Genomic DNA, 19992 nt, shown 5'->3' on the forward strand with positions numbered 1-19992 from the left:
GTCATGGGCCTGGTCGCTGGCAACCAGGCCGGCGGCAGTATCACCGACCCGTCGCTGGCGCAGGGCACGCCATTTGCCTTCGTGATGATGACGGGGTCCATCACGCTGGCCAGCCAGTGCCCGCAGGTGACCATCAACGGGACCACGATCAGCTACACCGCCTCGAACTTGCCTTTCCTCATCGTTTACGGAACTTACTGATGGGCCTAGGAGCCGAGATCTACAACGACGCCGGCCAGCTGATCGCCGATACAAACTTCGCCAGCCTGGCCCTGGTGAAACGAGGAACCGCCACGCTGGGACAGGACAGCGTCGCCCCACCAAACCAAGCAACTTCCGCGTCGGTGACAGTGCAGGGGGAGTTTCCCTTTATCGCCTACCGGTCGCCGGTACCGCTCGCGCTATGGTTCGTAGAGCGAAGCGGTAATACCTGGACGTTCCACTTCTTGTCGACCTCCGGCAACGCCGGCACGCCATTCACCTGGTACGTCTTCGACCGGCCGACCGCCGTCTCGAACCTCGGCATGCAGCTCTTCGATGACCAAGGTCGGCTGACGTTCGATCTCGGCTGGCCGTACATGCGCGTCCGCGGCATCCACGACTTCGACGCGAATACGAACAAGACGATCAACGGATATCCGGCGGCTACCTACGCGGTTGCGATGGTGCAAACCGGCGTGGCGACGCCTTACTTCACCACGCCTCCCAACCCACCTCCGGCAGGCCAGAACTGGCACTGGGACGCGGTAATGGTGCTCGGTGGCTTGGTCGCAAATAGCGATGGCTTTACCTGCACCTCCATGAACTGCGCGCGCACGTCATTCCAGGGATCGCAATTACCGCAGTACCCGCAGTCGCCGATTGGCAAGGCGATGCTGATCGACGTCACCAACCTGTAGGAACTCTCATGGCTCAGAGCCCACTCGATTTCCGCCCCGTCGCCCAGGGCGGCGATAACCCGACTGCCGCTTTCGTAAAGCTGGATGGCAACGATAAGGACCTCGATACCCGGGTGACCGCGGCGAAGACGGCTGCCGACAACGCTCAGACAGCGGCGGGTAACGCCAGTACAGCTGCTGGCAACGCGGCCAACACGGCAAATGCCGCTATGCCGAAGACAGGTGGCACATTCACGGGATCGGTCGGTGTGACGGGCAGTCTATCCGTTACTGCTGGCAGCTTGGGCACGGCGGCAGGATCCTCTCTCTCCCCGTTCACCATCACAGCAAACGACTCGAATGTCGATCGCGTGACATCGGTTCTCTACCGAGGTCCTACTGGAACAAATTTCGCCAGCGCATTCTGGCGGCAGCAGCGCGTGGTAGATGCCACCGGCTTCGGTTTCCTCCAGATGGGCGACGGCACCAACGCCGGCACGATCCTTCTGAATTCCGTCGCCGGGTCGTTCACGATGTCAGGGAGCACCGGCAACGCTGTTCTGTCCGGCACGCTAACGCAAAACTCGGATTATCGGATCAAGGACGATGTCGTAGAGATTGACGCCGCCACGGCGGCCGAGGCTCTCAGGCAAGTGCGACCGGTGGAGTACACGGACAACCGGATGCCCACAAATGGGCGGCTTGCTGGTTTCATCGCGCACGAACTACAGGAACATCTTCCTCTGCTCGTGCAGGGCCAAAAGGACGCAACGCAGGAAACGACGTCTTGGGAGACTGATCCCAACGGGGAGGCTCAGGAGGATGGGTCGTGGCCGCCGCTGATCCCCGTTACGGCCGTCACGCCGGTCCTGCAGAGCGTCGCTTACGATCGCCAGGTCGTTTATCTGACGGCGGCATGGAAGTGGATGGATGCCCAGCTCACGGCCACACAAACGGAGCTGGTTGAGGCAAAGGCTGCGCTTGCAGCGCTCACAGACCGTATCGCGGCACTAGAGAGCCGCTGACGCCCACGTCACGCGGCGGCGCTATCCTGCGTCCATGTGCGGACGCTATGCCACCTTCGGACCTGTCTCCCTGAGCCGCGAGGCCAGGGATGTGCTCGACCAGCTCGAGATCGACATCGTCAGCGAGATCCATCAGCGGGACGACCAGTTCAATATCGCGCCGACCCAGAAGGCGCTTGTCATGGCCAGCGGCGAGCACGGCTACGCCATCAAGCCGTACCAGTGGGGCCTGATCCCGTCCTGGGCGAAAGACCCGAAGATCGGCTCGCGGATGATCAACGCCCGGGCCGAGGGCCTGATCGAAGGGACGACGAAGGCCTACGCCGGGGCGTTCAAGAAGCGCCGCTGCCTGGTGCCGGCGTCCGGCTACTTCGAGTGGAAAGGCGAGGCCGGTGCCAAGCAGCCGTACTTCATCCACGACCCCGCCGGGCACCTGCTCATGTTCGCCGGGCTCTGGGAGGCCTGGCGGCCGTCGCCGGACGACGAGTGGGTGCGGACCTTCACCATCGTCACTGGCGAGCCTGGCAAGGTCTCCGGCGACATCCACGACCGGCAGCCCGTCATCGTTCCGCCCGACCTCTGGGCCGTCTGGTGCGATGGCATGCCTGAGGAGGCCGTAGCCGCGCTTGGCGTCATCCCGGAGGCGGACCTGGTCTATCACCCCGTACCGAAGGCTGTGGGGTCGCCGAGGAACAAGGGCCCGGAGCTGGTCGAGCCTATCACCCTCGCCTGATTTCGACGGTGAGTCGACATTCCCCTCGGCACCCTCAAGGTTCACCTGGAGGGAAGCAACCATGAGCGACGACAAGAAAAATCGTGGCCCGGCGGATGCGCAGCGCATCAATGTGAACGAGGACTACGAGGTTCGGTATTGGACCGAGACCCTCGGGGTGTCCGAGGAAAAGCTGCGCGAGATCGTGAAGAAAGTCGGCGTGATGGCCGCCGACGTGCGTAAGGAGCTGCGCAAAGGATGACGGACGAAGTCGTAATCTACGTGTCACCGCCCTCGACCGACCGTGGACCATGGCGCATCCGGTGGGGGCACCGTCAGGCAGACGAAAGGGCCACCGAGCAAGAGGCGCTTAAGCTGGCTGCGAAGTACGCACAGGCCGCCGAGGCCAGCGGTGCCACGGCCGTCGTGAAGTTGGAACGTCCAGACGGCACGTGGGAAGCGTACCGCGCCTGATCAAATTGGTTTGAAGCCAATCCTGTCGAGTTCGTCAGCCACGCGGAGCATGCCGGCGCCGTATCCGTCCTTGGGCACGCTGTCTATCGGCCCCAACCGGTCACAGATATAGGCTGCGGCCAGGGTTAGGTTAAGCAGTCCGGCGGCATCAGCCTTCGCAACGATCAGCTGCGCCCGAAAGCGCGCCTCGTCGAAGTCCCCGGCCAGAGCAGCATCAACCATGGCGGCCGAATCTTGAGCCATTTCGGCGATAGCGAGGCCAGATTTTTCCAACTGGTTCATGTTTCTTTAGCAGCCGCGGTCATAACATCCAGAGTCCATAACACGGCTATCGGCCAGGGGCTCCCATGGCGAAGCGCGAATGCACAGCTAATCTGGATGTCCATGCGCTTCCGGATGGCGGATTCAGATCATCGTTCGAAATCGTCGGGCGCGACGGCGCGGTCGTACAGTCCGGCGAGGACGGCGCTCATCATGCTACCGCATCCAAGGCGCTTGCTCATGCCAGAAGCCTGGCCGATGCGGCCATGGCGGTCATCGCTGAGTCGATACCAGTCGTCTAGAATCAAGGCGTTGCCCGCTAGGCCTCTGGATCGACGCAAGGTCCGTCCACAAATCTGAGATCCGGCCCGCGTATCGTCCGCGGCCTATGACCACCGTGATCTGGCTCGAACGAGACAATGTGATGGGCGCGCCACTGCCGCAGCAGTACGGCGCGACCGAGCACGGTCAGCGGTTCGTGATGGTTCGCGAGCATGCCTGCGGGCGGGGCACCTGGCGGGTCAGCGTGTTCCCCCATGGCAACCAGGACAAGGCGATCGAGGTGGTCGCCGGGTCCGAGCGGCAGGCGAAGCGCTGGGTCGAGCGGTGGGCGGCGAAGCGGACGATCAGCTATCCGGTCCCAGAGCGGAAGCGCATGCCCCACGAGGGCGAGCTCAAACCCCGGAAGCCGAAGGGAGCCGAGGACCGCTCGTGACTGGCTGACTGCCCGGCGTGTATGTCTACTCATCGGAACACGCGTGGAACTCCCGCGGCGCAGACAGCTTTGCATGCGACTCGCTCATCCACCCTCGCGGCTTGAAGAGCACGTGCTCAATATGCGCGGCGACTAGGGTAGGTATGTCGGCGCCCGCCAGCATGGAATCCAGTCGGGCGGGAGTGACGACGCGGCCCAGGTAAAGCGCCTGGGCTTCGCGAGTCGTGTAACCCTCGCGCTCGAGTTCCGTCAGAATTGTGCGCAGGTTCGCGTGCCTGTGGAGTTGGGTCGTCATGTCCGGTCCTCATGTGGCCTTACCGGACTACGAACATCAAATTTCGAGAGATGCGCCCAAGCGCAAAGCCTGCCGGTTTTGCACACACGTCGGCCGGCTACGGGCCGGCGGCGGGCGTCGTAAAGCTAGCCTCGTAAGCGGCCTGGGCGCACCTGGGACAGCCCTGCCGCGTCCATCCGAACCGACCCCGCACGTTCGGGCTGTAGCCGCCATGCTTCGGGCAAATCAACCATTCGTTGGCCAGTCGGTTCTGGGAGTCTCGCGATTCCTGTCGCGAGCGGCGATCGCGCGGGTAGGGCATCAGCGGACCCTCCGAACGACTCGGCGAGGCGAGCACACCGGGCAACCGACCGCAATCGCGAATCTGTGCTGGTGGCGGTTGCAGAAGAGGTAGCCGGTGCCGGCGGGGGAATTGCGCGAACGAAGCGCGCGGCGTTCCTCTGTCGAGTCGCGCATGAGCTTGCGGAAGGACGTCATGCGTCCATTTTCGCGGCTCGACATCTCACCAGCCGCGACGGCAAACGACCGGATTATTTTAGACAACCCGGAAAATATTAGACAAAAGAAAAGGGCCTGCATCGCTGCAGACCCTTTCAAAACCTGGCGCCCGAAGTTGGACTCGAACCAACGACCCCCTGATTAACAGTCAAGTGCTCGTGTGGATCAGGAGCTTTTCAGCCCGAGGATCAGGACGAGTCCGGCGATCGCTGTCAGCAAGGTCTGCAGGAGCACGAGGCGCATCTGCATCGTTGCACGATCTCGGGCAATGCGGCCTAGACCGGAAGTATCGCCTTCTCGGGCCAAGACCATGGACTTATGATTTACCCAGGTCAGGGGCCACCGCGTGCCTCCGCTGATCTCCCGGTGAAGCCGCTCTGTATCGACTGGCCCCCATGCACCGATTTTCTCCCCGATCGCCATTCCATCGGTCGCTCCTGCAGCGCTGGCGGCCACAGCGGCGGCGATTACCTTGGCTACAAAAGCCGGGATTACGGACGTCACGTAGATGATCCCGGCCCATCTGACCGTGCTGGGCGGAAGAATTGACGAAAGGCCCTGAAGCTGACTAATTGTCAGGCCAAGAACCGCCCCGAAGCCAGCGAGCATCCAGCCCGAAAGCGAGTCTAGAGTAGCGCTGGCGTTCTTGGCCGCCCCCGTCATGATGTGCATGGCCAAGAAGCTAGTCGGGTCCGGAGCCTCCATGCGCGGGACGTCTTCCGCACCTGACAATTTCATCGGATCATCCATGCAAGACCTCGGTTCTGCCCCGTAAAATTAGCGGAAGGATATTAGGACCGCCAGTAAGTTACAGGCAGCACTTCCGTAAAATCAATTAACCTAAGGCATTGATCTTAAAGCACGGTGCAAGGGACTTAAAATCCCTCATCCGCAAGGGTATGTCGGTTCGAGTCCGACTCCGGGCACCAGGGATACCGACGGCTTTCGTGCGTCGCAACGACGTCAGTGCATCCGACTCGTAAACGTCACGGCAGGCGCCTGGCGGATTGCCTTTCGACCAGAGCGCCGATCTGCTCCGCGATATTGAGAATGCCGTAGCCGAAGCCGGCTTCCGGCGTAGTGCCCACCGCGCCCAGACTTCGGTGTGCCGTGGCCGCCGCCGACGCAAGCGCGTCGTAACCCGCTGTCATGGCCTTCTCGGTAATCATCTGAGCGCGAAAGCGCGCCTCGTCGTAGTCGCCAGCAAGGGCCGCCTTGTTCAGGGCTAGTGCGTCGTTCGCCAGGTCCGCGAGGGTGAGCACTTTTTCGTCTGATAGTCGCATATCGAACGCATTGTGCCGACCCGAAATTGCGCTGTGAAGCTCGCCAGTAGTGGCATCGGTTCGTTTGTGCGACCACGTCACGCTATCAGCGGTCGGCGCTTCAAAGCGTGCACCCCATCGCCTCATAAGCCTGCGCCAACCGTCGATCCAATCCGTAGCCGGCCGTCTGCCGCTTCATCTGGATCTGGCTGCATGTCAGGAAGTCGCCGATACGTTCGATGGACTTCCGGATGCTGGATGGGGGCGCAAGATCGACGCCGCGTACTTTCGAGCCGTTCGCATAGCCGGGCAAGGTGGCCGCATGTTTCGTGCTGTCGGAAGACAAGGCATGCGTGATGTCCGGATCGCCATAAGGCTGACTGCCCGTGCTTGTACCCGACCGCGCGTCCGCTTCCATCTCGTGCTCCCCAGGCAGGTCGGTTTCGGCAGAAAGGACTGGCGCGTCTTCGCGGTTCACGTGCACCGCGGGCGCGTGGCGCGACATGCGCTTGACGGGTAGCGGGGCGGCGATATGCATGCTCGGCGGAGGGACGGGAAGGTCCCGCCGAAGGTCCAGCGACGCGTGCAGGACCGAAGACGATTTGTCTTCCGTGACCGCATTCGATTCGATGCGCTCAGCACGATATGCAATCAGGCAGAGCAGCAGCATGAGGTGTCCGGCGAATACCAGGCCCAGGCTGATTCCGTTCCTGAAAACGCGACGCCATTCGATCGGCTTCACCTGATGCTCCCTTGCCATGCATGAGTTCTCGACCGGGAGCGCGCAGGAAAGTTCGGCATGTCACATACGCATAACTCCCCATGTGCGACACGTAGGAATTCCGGAGGTAGCCCATGCCCGGTTCCAACCGTACCGCGCAGAAAGGACCGGTGACGGAACACGTCAAACCGCTACGTGTCTACGTCTTCTACCCTTCGATCAATCACCGCTCGTGGTGGGTCTTGCTCCCGGGCTCCGTGAAACAAGTGTTCGGCTCCGAAGGCGCGGCGGTCGATTTCGCGTTCACGCGTGCTCGCGAACTGAGCGGCCATGGTCGCCCGGTCGAAGTGCTGCAGGAGAAGATTTCCGGATCGTGGATGTCCGTGCGCGTCTCCTGATCGAAGGGCTTGCAATGCCCCGGCATCTTCCATAGAATTGCCGGCTCGATGCGGGAATAGCTCAGTTGGTAGAGCACGACCTTGCCAAGGTCGGGGTCGCGAGTTCGAGTCTCGTTTCCCGCTCCAGATTTTTAAAGCCCCGGTGAAAACCGGGGCTTTTTTTGTGTCCGATCCGGAAGGGGGAGCTAGTCCTCGGCCACGACCCACAGGGCCGGCATGTGCAGTTCCGTGCAGCCATGCCGGCAGGCGAAGGTGCTGTGGTCCCCGACGAGGAATACGTGCTTGCCACCCGCAAGGGTCAGGTCGACGGTGCCGGACACCCCCGTGGGCCCATGCGTGGTCGTTCGGCTGATCGCCGTGACGGCTTCCGCAAACGACTTCGGTCCCCACTGCCAGGTGACGGTTCCGCGTTTCCCGGACAACGTGATGTCCGCCGGATCGGCGCCCTTGCCGGCAAGATGGAGGTCGTTGCTCCCGCAGCCGGCGAGCAGTAGCAGAGAAAGCAGGGCGATGCCCGGTGCGCTATGGCGTTTCACATGATGTCCAGCCGGAGGGTCGCCTGATGTAACGGCCGAGCGGCCACGCGCTTGATGGGCCATGCCGAATGTGCGCACGCTGATGTTCAGGCTTCCGCTTCTGCCACCCGTTCCTCGGCGGCGACCGGCTTGCCCGTCACGACCGGCGCAGCCGGGTGGGAGGCGCGACGCAGCGGCATGTCCTTCATCCACCAGGCGAAGAAGAACGCGACCGCGATGACGCACGCGCCCACGTCGTACACGGTATGCAGCGACGCGCCGAACGCCTCGAGATAGCGGGCGTGGACGTCCGGCGGCAATGCGTTGACGGCGTCCGGGCGCAGCGAGTGCGGCGCGGGCACGCCGGCCGGCATCATGTCGGCCAGCCGCGACTGCAACCCGTTACTGAACACCGCGCCGAACACGGACACGCCGACAGAGCCGCCGATCGACCGAAACAGCGTGACGCCGGACGTCGCCACGCCCATGTGCTTCATGTCGACGCTGTTCTGCGTGGCGAGGATGAGGACCTGGAGGACCATGCCGAGGCCCAGACCGAGCAGGCCGGCGTAGGCATAGAGCAGGGCGATGGGGCTGTCGTTGTGCAGGGTGCCTAGCAGGGTCAGTGCGACCGTGGCGATGAAGGTGCCGACGATCGGAAAGATCCGGTAGCGGCCGATACGACTGATCACCCGCCCGCTGACGATGGAGCTGACCAGCACGCCGCCCATCAGCGGAAGCAGCTGCATGCCCGCGCCGGTGGGTGAGACCCCCTTCACGACCTGCAGGTACAGCGGCATGAAGGTGGTCGACCCGAACAGGGCGGCACCCACGAAGAGAGCGATGATGCAGCTGAGCAGGAACGTGCGGTGACGAAACAGGCCGAGCGGGATGATCGGTTCGCTGGCGACCGACTCTTCGTAGATGAAGCCGATGACGCCGACGACGGCAAAGGTGAGGATGAACCACAGTTCCGCCGCGTTCCAGGGCAGGATCGTGCCGCCCTCCGTGGTGAACAGGATCAGACAGCTCAATGCGAGGGTGAGCCAGCCGGCGCCCCAGTAGTCGATGGTGTGCTTTACGTGTCGAACGTGAGGATGAAACGCCGCGGCGATCACCGCAACGGCGATCAGACCCAGCGGCAGGTTCACGTAGAAGATCCAGCGCCACGAAAGGTGGTCGACCATGAAGCCGCCGACCAGAGGCCCGAGCACGGTGGCCAGCCCGTATACGCCACCGAAGAGGCCCTGGTACTTGCCGCGCTCGGCCGGTGGGATGACATCGCCGATCGACGCCATGGCGACCACCAGTAATCCGCCACCGCCGAGGCCCTGCAGAGCGCGCATGGCGATCAGCTGATCCATATTCTGGGCGAGCCCGCACAGTACCGAGCCCAGCAGGAAGAGGGCGATGGCTGTCTGCAGGACGATCTTGCGCCCGAACAGGTCGCCGAATTTACCGTAGAGCGGGACCACGACGGTCGAACTCAGCAGATAAGCGGTGACCACCCAGGACAGCTGGTTGAAACCGCCCAGTTCCGTGACGATGGTCGGTAGCGCCGTCGATACGATGGTCTGGTCCAGCGCCGCCAGCAGCATGACCAGCATCAGGGCGGGGAACAGGACGCGCAGGGACGGCGATGAAGTGGGTGAGCTGGCCGTTTCCGGAGGGGAGGAGGCGGTCACGAGGCGTCCAATGAATTTAATTAATGGGTAAGTTAATATAAATGCGACACCGTGGCCGGTCAATCGGTCCGGCGGTCGTGGTATTCAGGTCGTCGTCTTCGACGCTGTCAGGAGTTTGCTTGGTTACTTCCGCTCCCCGCCGTGGCCGTCGGCCCGGCCGGCCACCCCTACAGCCCGATGGACCCGATCAGCGTCAGCGTCTGGTCGACATCGCGCTGGAGCTGATCGCCCGTAAGGGTTACGCAGAAACCACGTTGGCCGGCATCGCACGGGCGGCGGGCATGACCTCGGCCGCGGTGCATTACTACTTCAAGACCCGTGAGCAGTTGTTCGACGTCCTGTTCGACGAGCGCATCGCTCCGATGCGGAAGCGACTCGAAGGCATTTTCCTCGACAACGCGGAGGATCCGGTCGCCGCATTCAGTGAACTAGCCCGGCGCTTCGTCACGATCGCCGGCGACTCGCCGTGGATGGGCCCCGTGTTTTTCGGCGAGATGCTGAGCGACAACGATCTGTTCAAGCAACACATGCAGAAACGTCTGGGCGACTCGCGCCAGATCGTCGTGATCGACACGATTCGACGCTGGCAGGAAGAGGGCCGTCTGAGCAAGGGGCTCGATCCGGCGTTGCTGATGACCACGGTGCTGAGCCTGACCGTGCTGCCGATGTCCGCGATTCGCAAATGGAAAGACGATCCGCTGCGCGGGCACATCGACGCCGAGGTCATTACCCGTCATGCGATCGCCGTATTGTCAGCTGGCATCGCCACGCCGCCAGGCTGAATGCAGAGGTAAATACCGCCTAGTCGCTGGCTTCACGCGCCTGCCATGTCGCAGCGGTAAGTCTGTGTTTCAGCGCAGTCATCGCACCGATGAAACGGGGAAGGCATCATGGCCAGCACGACGGGTTCACACGTCAATACGATCGGTTCACTGGCGGCAGGCAGGTTGCTCGCGCAGGCAGCCGGAGGGCGATGGGGCCCGGTTATTCTCATTCTTGCGGGCATTGTCCTGTTGAGGAAGCGTGCCGCCAATCGCGCGGCGCGCCGGTTGCGGGCTGATCTGAAGTCCAGCGATCACCGCATCGACGCGCTGCGCTAAGAGCGACTACTTACTGCTCTGATTGTCTTCGCCCGTGTCATCGACCGGGTCGCCGGAAGAATTCGTTTCGGGCTGCTCCGTCGGACCGCGCTTCTCTGACGGCGCATCGTTCTGTCCAGGATGCTGCGGCGGGCGATTTTTCTCATTAGCCATGGTCATCTCCTCGAGTGAGCGACCAGCTTCGCGCCATCCCGTTGACGGTGGCGTGCCCCCTGCGTGACGGGTATGTCGCCTCGGATAAGCGGAGCCAGGGGCGGCCACGTCCATTCCGTCCCAGTGCGCTTCTTCCGGCAATAACCGCGTCATCCCTATCGTCCATCTTTGAGTGTAGGGGAAACCCTATAGATCAGCGCGGACGGCGCCTACACGACCATCGGGTCGCATCGCCTCACGACGGTGGGAGATTACCGCTACAGGCCTCGAAGGCATTCCATGATCATACCGTCACGCTGGTTGTCTCGCCTGCACATCTGGCATTGTATGCATTCGCAGGCAGCGTGCGGGCCACACCGCGCGCATAGAAGTACAGTCGGCCCAGGGAGGGCAAAGAATGATTAATGTTGTTTTGGTCGACGACCACGAACTGGTCAGGACCGGCTTTCGGATGATCCTGCAGCAGCAGGCGGACATCCGTATCAGGGGTGAAGCCGGTTCAGCGGAGGAAGGCCTGCGTCTTATCCGTTCCCAGTCGCCGGATATCGCGCTTGTCGACGTCCACATGCCAGGTATGAGTGGCGTGGAACTGACGGAACGGGTGATCCGTGCGAAATTGCGCACCAACATCGTGATTCTCACGGTGGTGGACGACGCGCGCTTTCCCAAGCGCCTGCTCGACGCGGGTGCGCTGGGCTATCTCACCAAGGGTTGCTCGTCGGACGAGCTGCTCAGCGCCGTGCGTCAGGTCGCATCCGGCCGGCGATACCTCGCGCCCACGGTGGCGCAGCAGCTGGCCCTCGCGACCCTCGACGGCTCGGATTCGCCGTTCGATACGCTGTCTACGCGTGAGATGGAGGTATCGATGATGCTGGTGCGCGGCATGCCGCTCACGTCCATCGGCGAGCGTCTGAATCTCAGTCCGAAGACCGTATCGACCTATAAGCAGCGCCTGATGGAGAAGCTGCACGTGGAGCACGTGGTCGGGTTGGCCCACCTCATGACCGTTCACGGCCTGCTCGATACGCACAATCACCAGGTCGGCACCTGATCGGTCCCACGACCGGCTCGCTGTAACGAAAAACGCCGGGCTTCTCAGCCCGGCGTTTTTTCGTTTGGAACGACGAGTCAGTCAGCTTTCGGGGAGGCCGAAGCCTCCCCGCAGGCTTACGCGTCGTCGCGTGGCGTATCGCCGGAGGACGGCTCCTGACGCGGACGCGTCAGCAGGTCGCCCTGGGCCGGCAGCGGCGTCGACGCAGGCCTGGGTGCGGCAGGCGGGGTGTGCGACACCGGCGACACGTTGGAAGCCTCAGGCGACTTCGGGGTTACCGCCGTCGGATCCGCAGGCAGTGCCGAAGACGCTTTTCCGTGCTCGATCGCATCCTCGTCGGCCTTGACCGCCGGGCTCTCGACGACCGGTGCGCTGGCCGTCGGGGCAGGGGTGGGGGCTGGCGTCGGAGCCTGAGCTGGCGCCGGAGCCGGAGCCGGAACAGGCGTCGCGGCCGGAGCTGGCGTCGGAACCGGAGCAGGCGCCGGTGCCGCGACCGGCGCGGGAGCAGGAGCAGGAGCCAGAACTTCCGCCGGGGCAGCAGCTTCGACCGACGTCTTCACAGGAGACGAGGCTGGCGTTTCTGCCGGAGCCGGAGCCTTAGCCGGAGCCGATACGGCGGCCTCAGTCACAGCCGCCGGGGCCGGCGTCGTCGCCTTGACGCCTGCGCGGGCCTCGTCAGTTTCGGTCGGCAGCATGCCGCGTGCCGGGGCGTCGAGCACAGACGGCTGGCTCGCGGGCGAGGCCGCGGGCTGGATGGCGTCTTCCGCTGTGACGACCGGAGCGGCGGGCTGAGCCCGCACCGCAGCGGGCACCGAAGCCGAGCCCGTGGCCGGGGCGGAGCTCAGCGGAGCATCCGACTCGGTCTGGCGACGCTCGGTCGTCCGGGTCTGTGCCGAGTCGGCCGGCGTGGCCGGGTCGACGACGGAGCGCGACGGCGCGGGTGCCGGGGACTGACCCGGGATCGGCGGCAACTTCGGCAGCGACGACAGCGTCAGTGCCGACGGCACGTTCTCATCGTCCGCGTTGCCCGCAGCCGAGGCTGCCGGAGCAGACGGAGCAGACGGAGCAGGGCGAGTCGCCTCGTGGCGGGGAGCCTCGACCGCGAACGCGTTCTCGGCGGCCGCGGCGGTGTCGAGCATCGGCGGGACGCTGGGGCTGGAACGGCTGGTATCGGCCTGGCCCTCGTCGTCACCGTCTTCGTCGTCGAGGTCGTCGGCACCCGCGGCACCTTCGACGCCACCGGCTGCCGTGCCTTCTTCCTGGCGACGACGGCGGCGGCCACCACGACGGCCGCGACGGCGGCGCTGGCCACCTTCGGTGTCCTTGCCGGCATCGGTCGACGGCGCGTCGCCGTTGACTTCACCCGTGGCGGTCGCGTCGACACCCAGTGCCTCGGCGTCGAGAATCAGCTTCTCGTCATCGCTGAGGACCGGCGCAGTCACCGGCTTCTCAGCCGGATTGCGCGGAGCGGCGACCGGAGCGACGTTGACGTTCGCCGCCTTCTCGACCTTCTCGCCCTGCGGCTGGCGCTCGCCACGCGGCTGCCTCTCGCGGCGGCCGGTGCTCTCGCCGCCCTGCGGCTGTTCCTGACGGCCACCCTGGCGACCCTGCTGCTGGGCGTTGTCTTTCTGGCGCGGAGCTTTCTCGTCGCGGACCTGGGCCTGCTTGCCGCCCTTGGGCTGCTGCTGACCCTTGCCCTGCGCGGGCAAGGCATCGCGGTCCTTGCGCTGGCCCTGCGGCTGGCGCTGCTCGTTGTTGCGACCACGGCCCTCGTTGCCACGACGATCGTCGCGGTCACGGCGGTTGCCGCGATCGTTGCGGTCGTTGCGGCCGCCGGAGCGCGATTCCTCGCGACGTGCGGGTGCGGCCGGCTGCGGCGCCGCTGCCGGCTGGGCGTTGCCGCCGCCGAACAGGCTGCCGAAGAGGCGCGAGAAGAAGCCGCCGGTGGGAGCGGCCGGGGCGGAAACGCGCGGCGCGGGTGCCGCGACGGCGACCGGCTCGGCCACTTCCTCACGGATGGGAGCGGGCGACGCCGGCACGACGCCGGTCACCAGCGGCTGCTCGCCACTGCCAAGGGCCTGGCCCATCTTCGGCAGGGCCTGGGCGACCACCGGGGTGGTGCGCTCGTAGCTCGGCTTGCTGTGCTCGCCCATGTCCGCTTCGCGGATGCGGGTGATCTCGAGGTGAGGCGTTTCCAGTTTCTCGTCGGCGACCACGACCACGTGAACGCTATGGCGCAGCTCGATCTCGACGACGCTGGCGCGCTTCTCGTTGAGCATGAAGTTGGCGACCGCGGACGGCGCCTGCACCAGGACCTGCCCGGTGTTTTCCTTCATCGCGTGTTCTTCGATCAGGCGCAGGGTCGACAGCGCCAGCGACTCCACGCTGCGGATGTGGCCGTGGCCTTCGCAACGCGGGCAAACGTTCTGGGTGGCTTCGCCGAGGCTCGGGCGCAGGCGCTGGCGGGACATCTCCAGCAGGCCGAAGCGCGAGATACGACCGATCTGGACGCGGGCGCGGTCCGCCTTCAGGGCGTCCTTCAGGCGCTCTTCGACCTCGCGCTGATGGCGCGGGCTGTCCATGTCGATGAAGTCGATGACGATCAGTCCGCCGGCATCGCGGATGCGCAGCTGACGGGCGATCTCGGTGGCGGCTTCGAGGTTGGTGTTGAACGCCGTCTCTTCGATGTCGCTGCCCTTGGTGGCCTTCGAAGAGTTGATGTCGATGGCGGTCAGGGCTTCGGTCTGGTCGATGACGATGGAGCCGCCCGAGGGCAGGCGCACGTTACGCTCGAAGATGCTCTCGATCTGGGTTTCGATCTGGTACCGCGAGAACAGCGGGGTCGGATCCTGGTAAAGCTTGAGCTTGCGCAGGTTGTTCGGCATCACCTGCTGGACGAAATCGCGGGCGTCCTGGTACAGCGACTCCTCGTCGATGAGGATTTCGCCGATGTCGTTACGCAGGTAATCGCGCAGGGCGCGGATGAACAGCTTCGATTCCTGGTAGATCAGGAACGGCGCCTTCTGCGAGTTGGCGGCGCCGGAGATCGACTTCCAGAGCTGCAGGAGGTAGTCCAGATCCCACTGGAGTTCTTCGGCGTCGCGGCCCATGCCGGCGGTGCGCACGATGAGACCCATTTCGTCGGGCACCTCCAGGTGCTCCATGGCTTCCTTCAGGGCCTGGCGGTCCTCACCCTCGATGCGGCGCGAGACGCCGCCGGCACGGGGGTTGTTCGGCATCAGGACCATGTACCGGCCGGCGAGGCTGATGAACGTGGTGAGGGCGGCGCCCTTGTTACCGCGTTCTTCCTTCTCGACCTGGACGATGATCTCCTGGCCTTCCTTGAGGAGATCGCGGATGTTCGACTTACCTTCCGCATTCGGATTGAAGTAGTCGCGGGAGATTTCCTTCAGGGGAAGGAACCCGTGGCGCTCGGCGCCGTAGTCGACGAAGCAGGCTTCGAGGGAGGGCTCGACGCGAGTGATACGGCCTTTGTAGATATTGGCCTTTTTCTGCTCGCGGGACGGGATTTCGATATCGAGATCGTAAAGGTTCTGACCATCGACGATGGCCACACGCAACTCTTCGCGCTGAGTCGCGTTGATAAGCATACGCTTCATTGTAATTTCCTCGGCCTTGCCGCGCGGCCGCGGGCCGCGGTGGCGCCTGATTGGCGGCCTGCCGGGGATCGCGCCGCAGCGGTGAGGCTTCAAGCGGCATGGGATCCGGGACCGATACCTGGACCCGGCGTGATTCGTGATAAGCGCCTTGCAACCGGTCCGCGTCCCTACGGATTAGCCGGACAACCGCAACCCGAACCGTTACGATGTGGGGTGTCTTCGCGTTCCGTCCCCTCGGACGGACCCGCGCGACACTCGCCTTACGTGACGGTACAGGCACCCCGCGAGAGATAAGTCTTCAGCGGAGCCTGGCGCTGGCCGAGTATCCTATCAATTTCGAGTTTTATCAATGCAGACGGCAACTTCCCTCGACGGCGGCCAAGGTGTGCGCATCGTCGAAATCGGACCCGAAAGGGACGGTCAGCGCGTGGACAACGCTCTGATGACCCTCCTGAAGGGAGTGCCGCGCAGCCTGGTCTACCGCATCCTGAGAACCGGACAGGTTCGCATCAATGGCAAACGGGCCAAGCCGGAAACGCGCCTCGCCGCCGGCGATATGCTGCGGATTCCACCGGTACGCGTCGCGGAGCGCGATGAGACGGTGGCACCCTCGGGTATGGTCCGTGCGGTAGCCGACTCGGTCATTTTCGAAGACAAGCACTTTCTGGTAATCGACAAACCCGTGGGCATCGCGGCGCATGGCGGCAGCGGCGTGAGCCACGGCGCCATCGAGCTGCTGCGCGCGGCGCGTCCGAACGAGCACCTCGAACTGGTCCACCGGCTGGATCGCGACACCAGCGGCGTCCTGGTCCTGGCTCGCTCGCGTCCGGGTCTGACCGGCCTGCAGGCCTTGATCCGCGACAACGAGGTGGTCAAGCAATACCTCTGCCTGATGACCGGTACGCCGCGTAAGGCGAAGTTCGACGTCAATCAGCCGCTGCTGAAGTCGGTGATGCACGGCGGCGAGCGGATGGTACGTGTCGACGACGCAGGCAAGCCCTCGCTTACGTTCTTCCAGGAACTGGAGCAGTACCCGGCCTCCCGCCTGATGCAGGCGACACTGGGTACGGGTCGTACCCACCAGATCCGCGTTCACGCTCAGTATGTCGGCCATCCGCTCGCGGGCGACCCGAAATACGGCGATGAGGAGGCCAACAAGCGGTTCCGCGCAAAGGGCCTGAAGCGGATGTTCCTGCACGCGGCCCGAATGAGCTTCGATCTTGGCGGCAAGAACTACGACTTTTCGGCGCCGTTGCCCGACGATCTGAAGGCGTTCCTCGACAAACTGCGCGATTGATCAGACGAGGAACCTCGCGCTGACCTCGAGCGAACGCAACAGGCCGCTCGCGACACAGGCCTGGAGGATCACGGCGCTTAGCGCGTGTGCCACGGCCACGGGCAACAGGGCACGGTGGCGCAGGTACCACCAGGCCCAGCCCAGTTCGGCGACGAAGCAGAGCTGCATCAGCAGCCCGTTGGGTGTGTGCAGCAGCGCGAAGGCGAGGGCGGCCAGCAGGACGGCGACCGCTCGGGGGACCGCCCGGTCGAGCAGGGCGGCCACGACGGCCAGAATCAGCCACTGCTGAAAAAGCGCCCACCCTATATAGAGGACGGTGCGCCCGGCAGGAGGCCATGCGGGCGAATGCCCCGCCGCGAGGGCGATGCCGCCGGCGACTGCGACAGCCAGCAAGGGCCAGCCCGCCTGGCGCCACGCGCCTGCCCAGTGCCACGACGGCAACTGCCGCCGCGCGCCCAGCGTCACCGCGTAGCCCACGCCGATAACGAACGCCGCGATGCCAGGCGGCGCCGGCCGCAACGAGAGCCCCAGCCCCGCGATGAACCACAACGGGCCCGCCAGGACGAGCGCCACGTCGAGTCCGGCGCCGGCCAGAGCTCGCCAGCCCGCGTGGGAGCCGGTCCCTTCGTCGACAGGTCGACGTGCGCGATCGCCCTGGCGGCGCCACCTGACGACCGACACCAGAGCCAGATAAACCCCGGCCTCCACCCAGCCAGGCCAGGCCGGTGAAGGGTAAGACTCCACCGACGTGGCACGTACCCGCCCCGGAGCCTCACCGAACGCCACCAGCGGATCCGCCGCACGCTCCCGGTCCCGGAGTGCCAGCAGGCCCTCCGCCGACAGGCCATCGGGCAGCATCACCGGAGGTGGCAAGGAGGCCCCCTCCGCCAACGCCAGCCGCGCGCTGCGTAGACTCAGCGTCGCGCCCACCGGCAACACAGCCCGAATGCGCAGCATGGCGGCCCGACGCGGTGGATCGACGGCGCGGCCCTGATCGTCGGTCCAGGACAGCCTGTCGAGCCTTACGGGCCGGCCAACCTCCGCGGGCGTCAGCGTACCTAGGTCGGCATGTCGTCCCGGACTCGTCAGCGTTTCCCTCACCGCAAGCGCGTAGCGTCCCGTCGCCGATGCCGTGGCGTCCAGATAGAACGTGTCGAGGCGGACGAGGTCGGCATCACGCCGCAACACCAGGCCGATCTCGAAGCCGCCCGCGTCTGTCGCCTGGACGCTCAGTCCAGGAGGCGACGTCGCGAGTCGGCCGCCGCCAAACGCACGACCGGCCACCACGTCCTCGACGTCAGAGAAGCGCCACGACCACGGCGAGCGGCCTTCGGCGAACGCGACGCGATCGTTTGCGCTTTCACGCTCGATCGCACCCTGCACCACCGTGGCGGCGAACCGGGGGAGGGCGAACAGCAAGGCGACCGCCGCGGCGAGCGTCGCCGCGACCATCCAGCGGGAGGCGCGGGGTGACACGTCAGCGATCGAGCAGGGCCTCGACGCGTGCGGCGCAGATCACGTCGTTGAGTGAGAGGCCGCCGACGTCATGCGTGGACCAGAGCACCTGGCAATGGCCGTAGCCGGCTTCGAGATCCGGATGATGATCTTCCTGGTTAGCCATGAAGCCGACCGCATTGATGAAGCCCAGCGTGTGATGGAAGTCCCTGAAGGAAAAGTCCTTCACGATGGCCTTGCCGTCCGCGGTCACCGTCCAGCCCGGCAGACCGGCAAGGTGCTGGTCGAGCGTCGCCCGGTCGAGCGCATTCTCCGGGCCTTTGCGTGGCTGGCAATGCTGGGTCGCGAGCGGGGAGAGGGTCATGGCGGGCATCCGGCAGAGGAAAGCGCGAAGCGTCGACGCTTCCGCCTGAATTGTCAAAAGGCGGCATCCCGGAGGAAACAGTACTAGAATGGTGCTGTATTCCGGCGCTCCCCACGCCGGACCCGATACCGGAGCCCCCATGATCGACATCACGGAACGCGCGCAGGCGCATTTCCAGCGCCTGATCGCCCAGCAGGGTGATGATGGCCTCGGCGTTCGCTTGCGCGTCGTCGAGGCCGGGACGCCTGCCGCCCAGTGCGAACTCGAATTCTGCGAAGCCTCGGAGCTGACCGGCGACGAGTGGACGATCGAGTGCACCGGCTTCAATCTCTACGTCGACGGCGAGAGCATGCGCTGGCTCGATCCAGCCAACATCGACTACGAGATGACGCCTACCGGCAGCCAGCTCAACATCCGTGCGCCGCGCATCAAGGGCGACGCCCCGGGTGAGGGTGCTGGCGTGGTCGAACGGGTCAAATACGTCCTCGAGTCCGAAGTCGCCCCGCAGATCGCCTCGCACGGCGGTCGCATCTCGCTCGTCGAGGTCACCGCCGACGGCATCGTCGTGCTGCGTTTCGGTGGCGGTTGCCACGGCTGCGGCATGGTCGACGTCACGCTGAAGAACGGCGTGGAGAAGACCCTGCGCGAGCGCGTGCCGGAGATTACGGAAGTGCGCGACGTCACCGATCACGAAACCGGCGACGCCCCCTATTTCGCCAAAGCAGCGGGCTAAATGTAGGAGCGCGCCCCGCGCGCGAATGACGCGCGAGAATGAAAAACATCGCGCGCAGGGCGCGCTCCTGCAGGGCGGTCAGTCGCCCTGGATGTGGTGCTCGAGCCCCTGCAGTTTCGACGGCATCGTCGCGAAATACGCCGACACGTCGTCGATGTCCTGATCGGACAACGTGGCCGCGAAGCCCTTCATGATGGCGTTGCCGCGGCGTCCGTCCTTGTACTCGTGCAGGGCCTGCGCGAGGTAGTCGGCGTACTGGCCGGCCAGGCGGGGATACTGCGGGTCGACGGAATTGCCGTCCTGCCCATGGCAGGCGACGCAGGTGGCGATCTTGGTTTTGCCGCGCGCCGGGTCACCGGCGGCGAAGGTCTGGGTGGCGGTCAGCGCGAGCAGCGCGCCCATGGCAATCAGGGAGAAACCACGGATCATCATTCGTCCTCGGCGGCTTACTTGGCGATACTGGAGAGGTAGGCGGCGATGTCCTCGATTTCCTGATCGGACATGCTCTGCGCCTGGGCGCCCATCGTCGGGTGCGTGCGCTCGCCACTCTTGTACGCCTTCAGGGCGTTGACGATGTACTGCTCGTTCTGGCCGACGATGTGCGGCACATGGTATTCGGGGTAGGCGTTGGCATAGCCGGGCACGCCGTGGCAGCCATTGCAGGTGTAGACGAGCGTCCGTCCCCGGGCCTTATCCCCTTCGGCATGCGCCGCGGATGCGGCACACAGAGCTACAGCGATCAGACCAACCAGATGCAGACGCTTCATTAAGAGTTCCCTG

25 protein-coding genes and 2 tRNA genes are annotated in these 19992 nt (G+C 64.8%); 14 read left to right on the forward strand and 13 right to left on the reverse strand.

All coding sequences use genetic code 11. The features are described from left to right. Positions 1-3: 3 nt before the first annotated feature. The 5 genes from FA85_RS17380 to FA85_RS17400 all read left to right on the forward strand — a co-directional run bounded on the left by FA85_RS17380 (position 4) and on the right by FA85_RS17400 (position 2877). Positions 4-201: a hypothetical protein gene (locus tag FA85_RS17380; protein WP_036114456.1), complete on the forward strand. Its 198-nt coding sequence runs from the start codon at positions 4-6 to the stop codon at positions 199-201. Then, positions 201-899: a hypothetical protein gene (locus FA85_RS17385; RefSeq protein WP_036114453.1), complete on the forward strand. Its 699-nt coding sequence runs from the start codon at positions 201-203 to the stop codon at positions 897-899. The genes FA85_RS17380 and FA85_RS17385 overlap by 1 nt, the downstream gene beginning before the upstream one ends. A gap of 8 nt (positions 900-907) precedes the next feature. Then, positions 908-1903, forward strand: coding sequence for a tail fiber domain-containing protein (locus tag FA85_RS17390; protein WP_036114452.1), 996 nt, complete (start codon positions 908-910; stop codon positions 1901-1903). Between the two features lie 34 nt (positions 1904-1937). Beyond that, positions 1938-2636, forward strand: a complete 699-nt coding sequence (locus FA85_RS17395; RefSeq protein WP_036114450.1) for an SOS response-associated peptidase — start codon at positions 1938-1940, stop codon at positions 2634-2636. 61 nt (positions 2637-2697) lie between these two features. Further along, positions 2698-2877: a DUF3606 domain-containing protein gene (locus FA85_RS17400; protein WP_036114449.1), complete on the forward strand. Its 180-nt coding sequence runs from the start codon at positions 2698-2700 to the stop codon at positions 2875-2877. 212 nt (positions 2878-3089) lie between these two features. Here the strand turns inward: FA85_RS17400 and FA85_RS17410 are convergent, their stop codons facing one another. After that, positions 3090-3371, reverse strand: a complete 282-nt coding sequence (locus FA85_RS17410; protein ID WP_036114444.1) for a hypothetical protein — start codon at positions 3369-3371, stop codon at positions 3090-3092. Between the two features lie 65 nt (positions 3372-3436). Here FA85_RS17410 and FA85_RS17415 point away from each other — a divergent pair, with 65 nt between their 5' ends. Together FA85_RS17415 and FA85_RS17420 are read left to right on the forward strand one after the other, a co-directional pair. Continuing rightward, the gene (locus FA85_RS17415) at positions 3437-3652 is read left to right on the forward strand and encodes a hypothetical protein (protein WP_036114440.1); all 216 of its coding nucleotides are present in this window, start codon (positions 3437-3439) and stop codon (positions 3650-3652) included. A gap of 86 nt (positions 3653-3738) precedes the next feature. Continuing rightward, positions 3739-4065 (forward strand): hypothetical protein, encoded by a 327-nt coding sequence (locus FA85_RS17420; protein WP_036129181.1) that lies wholly within the window; start codon positions 3739-3741, stop codon positions 4063-4065. 25 nt (positions 4066-4090) lie between these two features. On the opposite strand, the gene FA85_RS17425 is transcribed toward FA85_RS17420, so the two are convergent. From FA85_RS17425 to FA85_RS17445, 5 genes are all read right to left on the reverse strand, one after another. Beyond that, the gene (locus tag FA85_RS17425) at positions 4091-4360 is read right to left on the reverse strand and encodes a hypothetical protein (protein ID WP_036114433.1); all 270 of its coding nucleotides are present in this window, start codon (positions 4358-4360) and stop codon (positions 4091-4093) included. 601 nt (positions 4361-4961) lie between these two features. Then, positions 4962-5040, reverse strand: a tRNA-Asn gene (locus FA85_RS17430). Then, entirely contained in the window at positions 5024-5608 is a 585-nt protein-coding gene (locus FA85_RS21610; protein WP_156108764.1) for a hypothetical protein, read from the reverse strand. Before FA85_RS21610 ends, FA85_RS17430 begins: the two co-directional genes overlap by 17 nt. 236 nt (positions 5609-5844) lie before the next feature. Then, positions 5845-6141 (reverse strand): hypothetical protein, encoded by a 297-nt coding sequence (locus tag FA85_RS17440; RefSeq protein WP_036114428.1) that lies wholly within the window; start codon positions 6139-6141, stop codon positions 5845-5847. A gap of 100 nt (positions 6142-6241) precedes the next feature. Further along, on the reverse strand, positions 6242-6790 hold the full coding sequence (locus FA85_RS17445; RefSeq protein ID WP_197056580.1) for a hypothetical protein: 549 nt from the start codon (positions 6788-6790) through the stop codon (positions 6242-6244). A 185-nt stretch (positions 6791-6975) separates the two neighbouring features. Between FA85_RS17445 and FA85_RS17450 the strand changes: the two genes are divergently transcribed. Both FA85_RS17450 and FA85_RS17455 read left to right on the forward strand, forming a co-directional pair. Then, complete coding sequence (locus FA85_RS17450) at positions 6976-7239, forward strand: hypothetical protein (RefSeq protein WP_036114422.1); 264 nt, start codon at positions 6976-6978, stop codon at positions 7237-7239. Between the two features lie 50 nt (positions 7240-7289). After that, a tRNA-Gly gene (locus tag FA85_RS17455) sits at positions 7290-7365 on the forward strand. A gap of 59 nt (positions 7366-7424) precedes the next feature. On the opposite strand, the gene FA85_RS17460 is transcribed toward FA85_RS17455, so the two are convergent. Continuing rightward, positions 7425-7775, reverse strand: coding sequence for a hypothetical protein (locus FA85_RS17460; protein WP_036114420.1), 351 nt, complete (start codon positions 7773-7775; stop codon positions 7425-7427). A gap of 86 nt (positions 7776-7861) precedes the next feature. Next, entirely contained in the window at positions 7862-9439 is a 1578-nt protein-coding gene (locus FA85_RS17465; protein ID WP_197056583.1) for an MDR family MFS transporter, read from the reverse strand. A 119-nt stretch (positions 9440-9558) separates the two neighbouring features. Between FA85_RS17465 and FA85_RS17470 the strand changes: the two genes are divergently transcribed. The 3 genes from FA85_RS17470 to FA85_RS17480 all read left to right on the forward strand — a co-directional run bounded on the left by FA85_RS17470 (position 9559) and on the right by FA85_RS17480 (position 11743). After that, the gene (locus FA85_RS17470; RefSeq protein WP_051943770.1) at positions 9559-10221 is read left to right on the forward strand and encodes a TetR/AcrR family transcriptional regulator; all 663 of its coding nucleotides are present in this window, start codon (positions 9559-9561) and stop codon (positions 10219-10221) included. Positions 10222-10329: 108 nt separating this feature from the next. Then, positions 10330-10539, forward strand: a complete 210-nt coding sequence (locus FA85_RS17475) for a hypothetical protein (RefSeq protein WP_036114417.1) — start codon at positions 10330-10332, stop codon at positions 10537-10539. Positions 10540-11089: 550 nt separating this feature from the next. Beyond that, positions 11090-11743, forward strand: coding sequence for a response regulator (locus FA85_RS17480; RefSeq protein WP_036114414.1), 654 nt, complete (start codon positions 11090-11092; stop codon positions 11741-11743). A gap of 116 nt (positions 11744-11859) precedes the next feature. On the opposite strand, the gene FA85_RS17485 is transcribed toward FA85_RS17480, so the two are convergent. Beyond that, the gene (locus FA85_RS17485) at positions 11860-15363 is read right to left on the reverse strand and encodes an Rne/Rng family ribonuclease (protein ID WP_081907525.1); all 3504 of its coding nucleotides are present in this window, start codon (positions 15361-15363) and stop codon (positions 11860-11862) included. A 349-nt stretch (positions 15364-15712) separates the two neighbouring features. Between FA85_RS17485 and FA85_RS17490 the strand changes: the two genes are divergently transcribed. Then, positions 15713-16660 (forward strand): RluA family pseudouridine synthase, encoded by a 948-nt coding sequence (locus tag FA85_RS17490; protein WP_079522942.1) that lies wholly within the window; start codon positions 15713-15715, stop codon positions 16658-16660. Here the strand turns inward: FA85_RS17490 and FA85_RS17495 are convergent, their stop codons facing one another. Both FA85_RS17495 and FA85_RS17500 read right to left on the reverse strand, forming a co-directional pair. Then, on the reverse strand, positions 16661-18136 hold the full coding sequence (locus FA85_RS17495; RefSeq protein WP_156108763.1) for a CPBP family glutamic-type intramembrane protease: 1476 nt from the start codon (positions 18134-18136) through the stop codon (positions 16661-16663). Position 18137: 1 nt separating this feature from the next. Further along, complete coding sequence (locus FA85_RS17500) at positions 18138-18479, reverse strand: 4a-hydroxytetrahydrobiopterin dehydratase (protein ID WP_036114410.1); 342 nt, start codon at positions 18477-18479, stop codon at positions 18138-18140. A gap of 139 nt (positions 18480-18618) precedes the next feature. Between FA85_RS17500 and FA85_RS17505 the strand changes: the two genes are divergently transcribed. Further along, positions 18619-19212, forward strand: coding sequence for an NfuA family Fe-S biogenesis protein (locus FA85_RS17505; RefSeq protein WP_036114409.1), 594 nt, complete (start codon positions 18619-18621; stop codon positions 19210-19212). Between the two features lie 78 nt (positions 19213-19290). Here the strand turns inward: FA85_RS17505 and FA85_RS17510 are convergent, their stop codons facing one another. Both FA85_RS17510 and FA85_RS17515 read right to left on the reverse strand, forming a co-directional pair. After that, positions 19291-19641 (reverse strand): c-type cytochrome, encoded by a 351-nt coding sequence (locus FA85_RS17510; RefSeq protein WP_036114408.1) that lies wholly within the window; start codon positions 19639-19641, stop codon positions 19291-19293. 17 nt (positions 19642-19658) lie between these two features. Next, positions 19659-19979 carry a c-type cytochrome gene (locus FA85_RS17515; protein ID WP_036114406.1) on the reverse strand — a complete coding sequence of 107 codons (321 nt, stop codon included), beginning with the start codon at positions 19977-19979 and terminating at the stop codon, positions 19659-19661. Positions 19980-19992 lie beyond the last annotated feature (13 nt).

It is taken from the genome of Luteibacter mycovicinus, assembly GCF_000745235.1.
GTDB classification, from domain to species: Bacteria; Pseudomonadota; Gammaproteobacteria; order Xanthomonadales; family Rhodanobacteraceae; genus Luteibacter; species Luteibacter mycovicinus.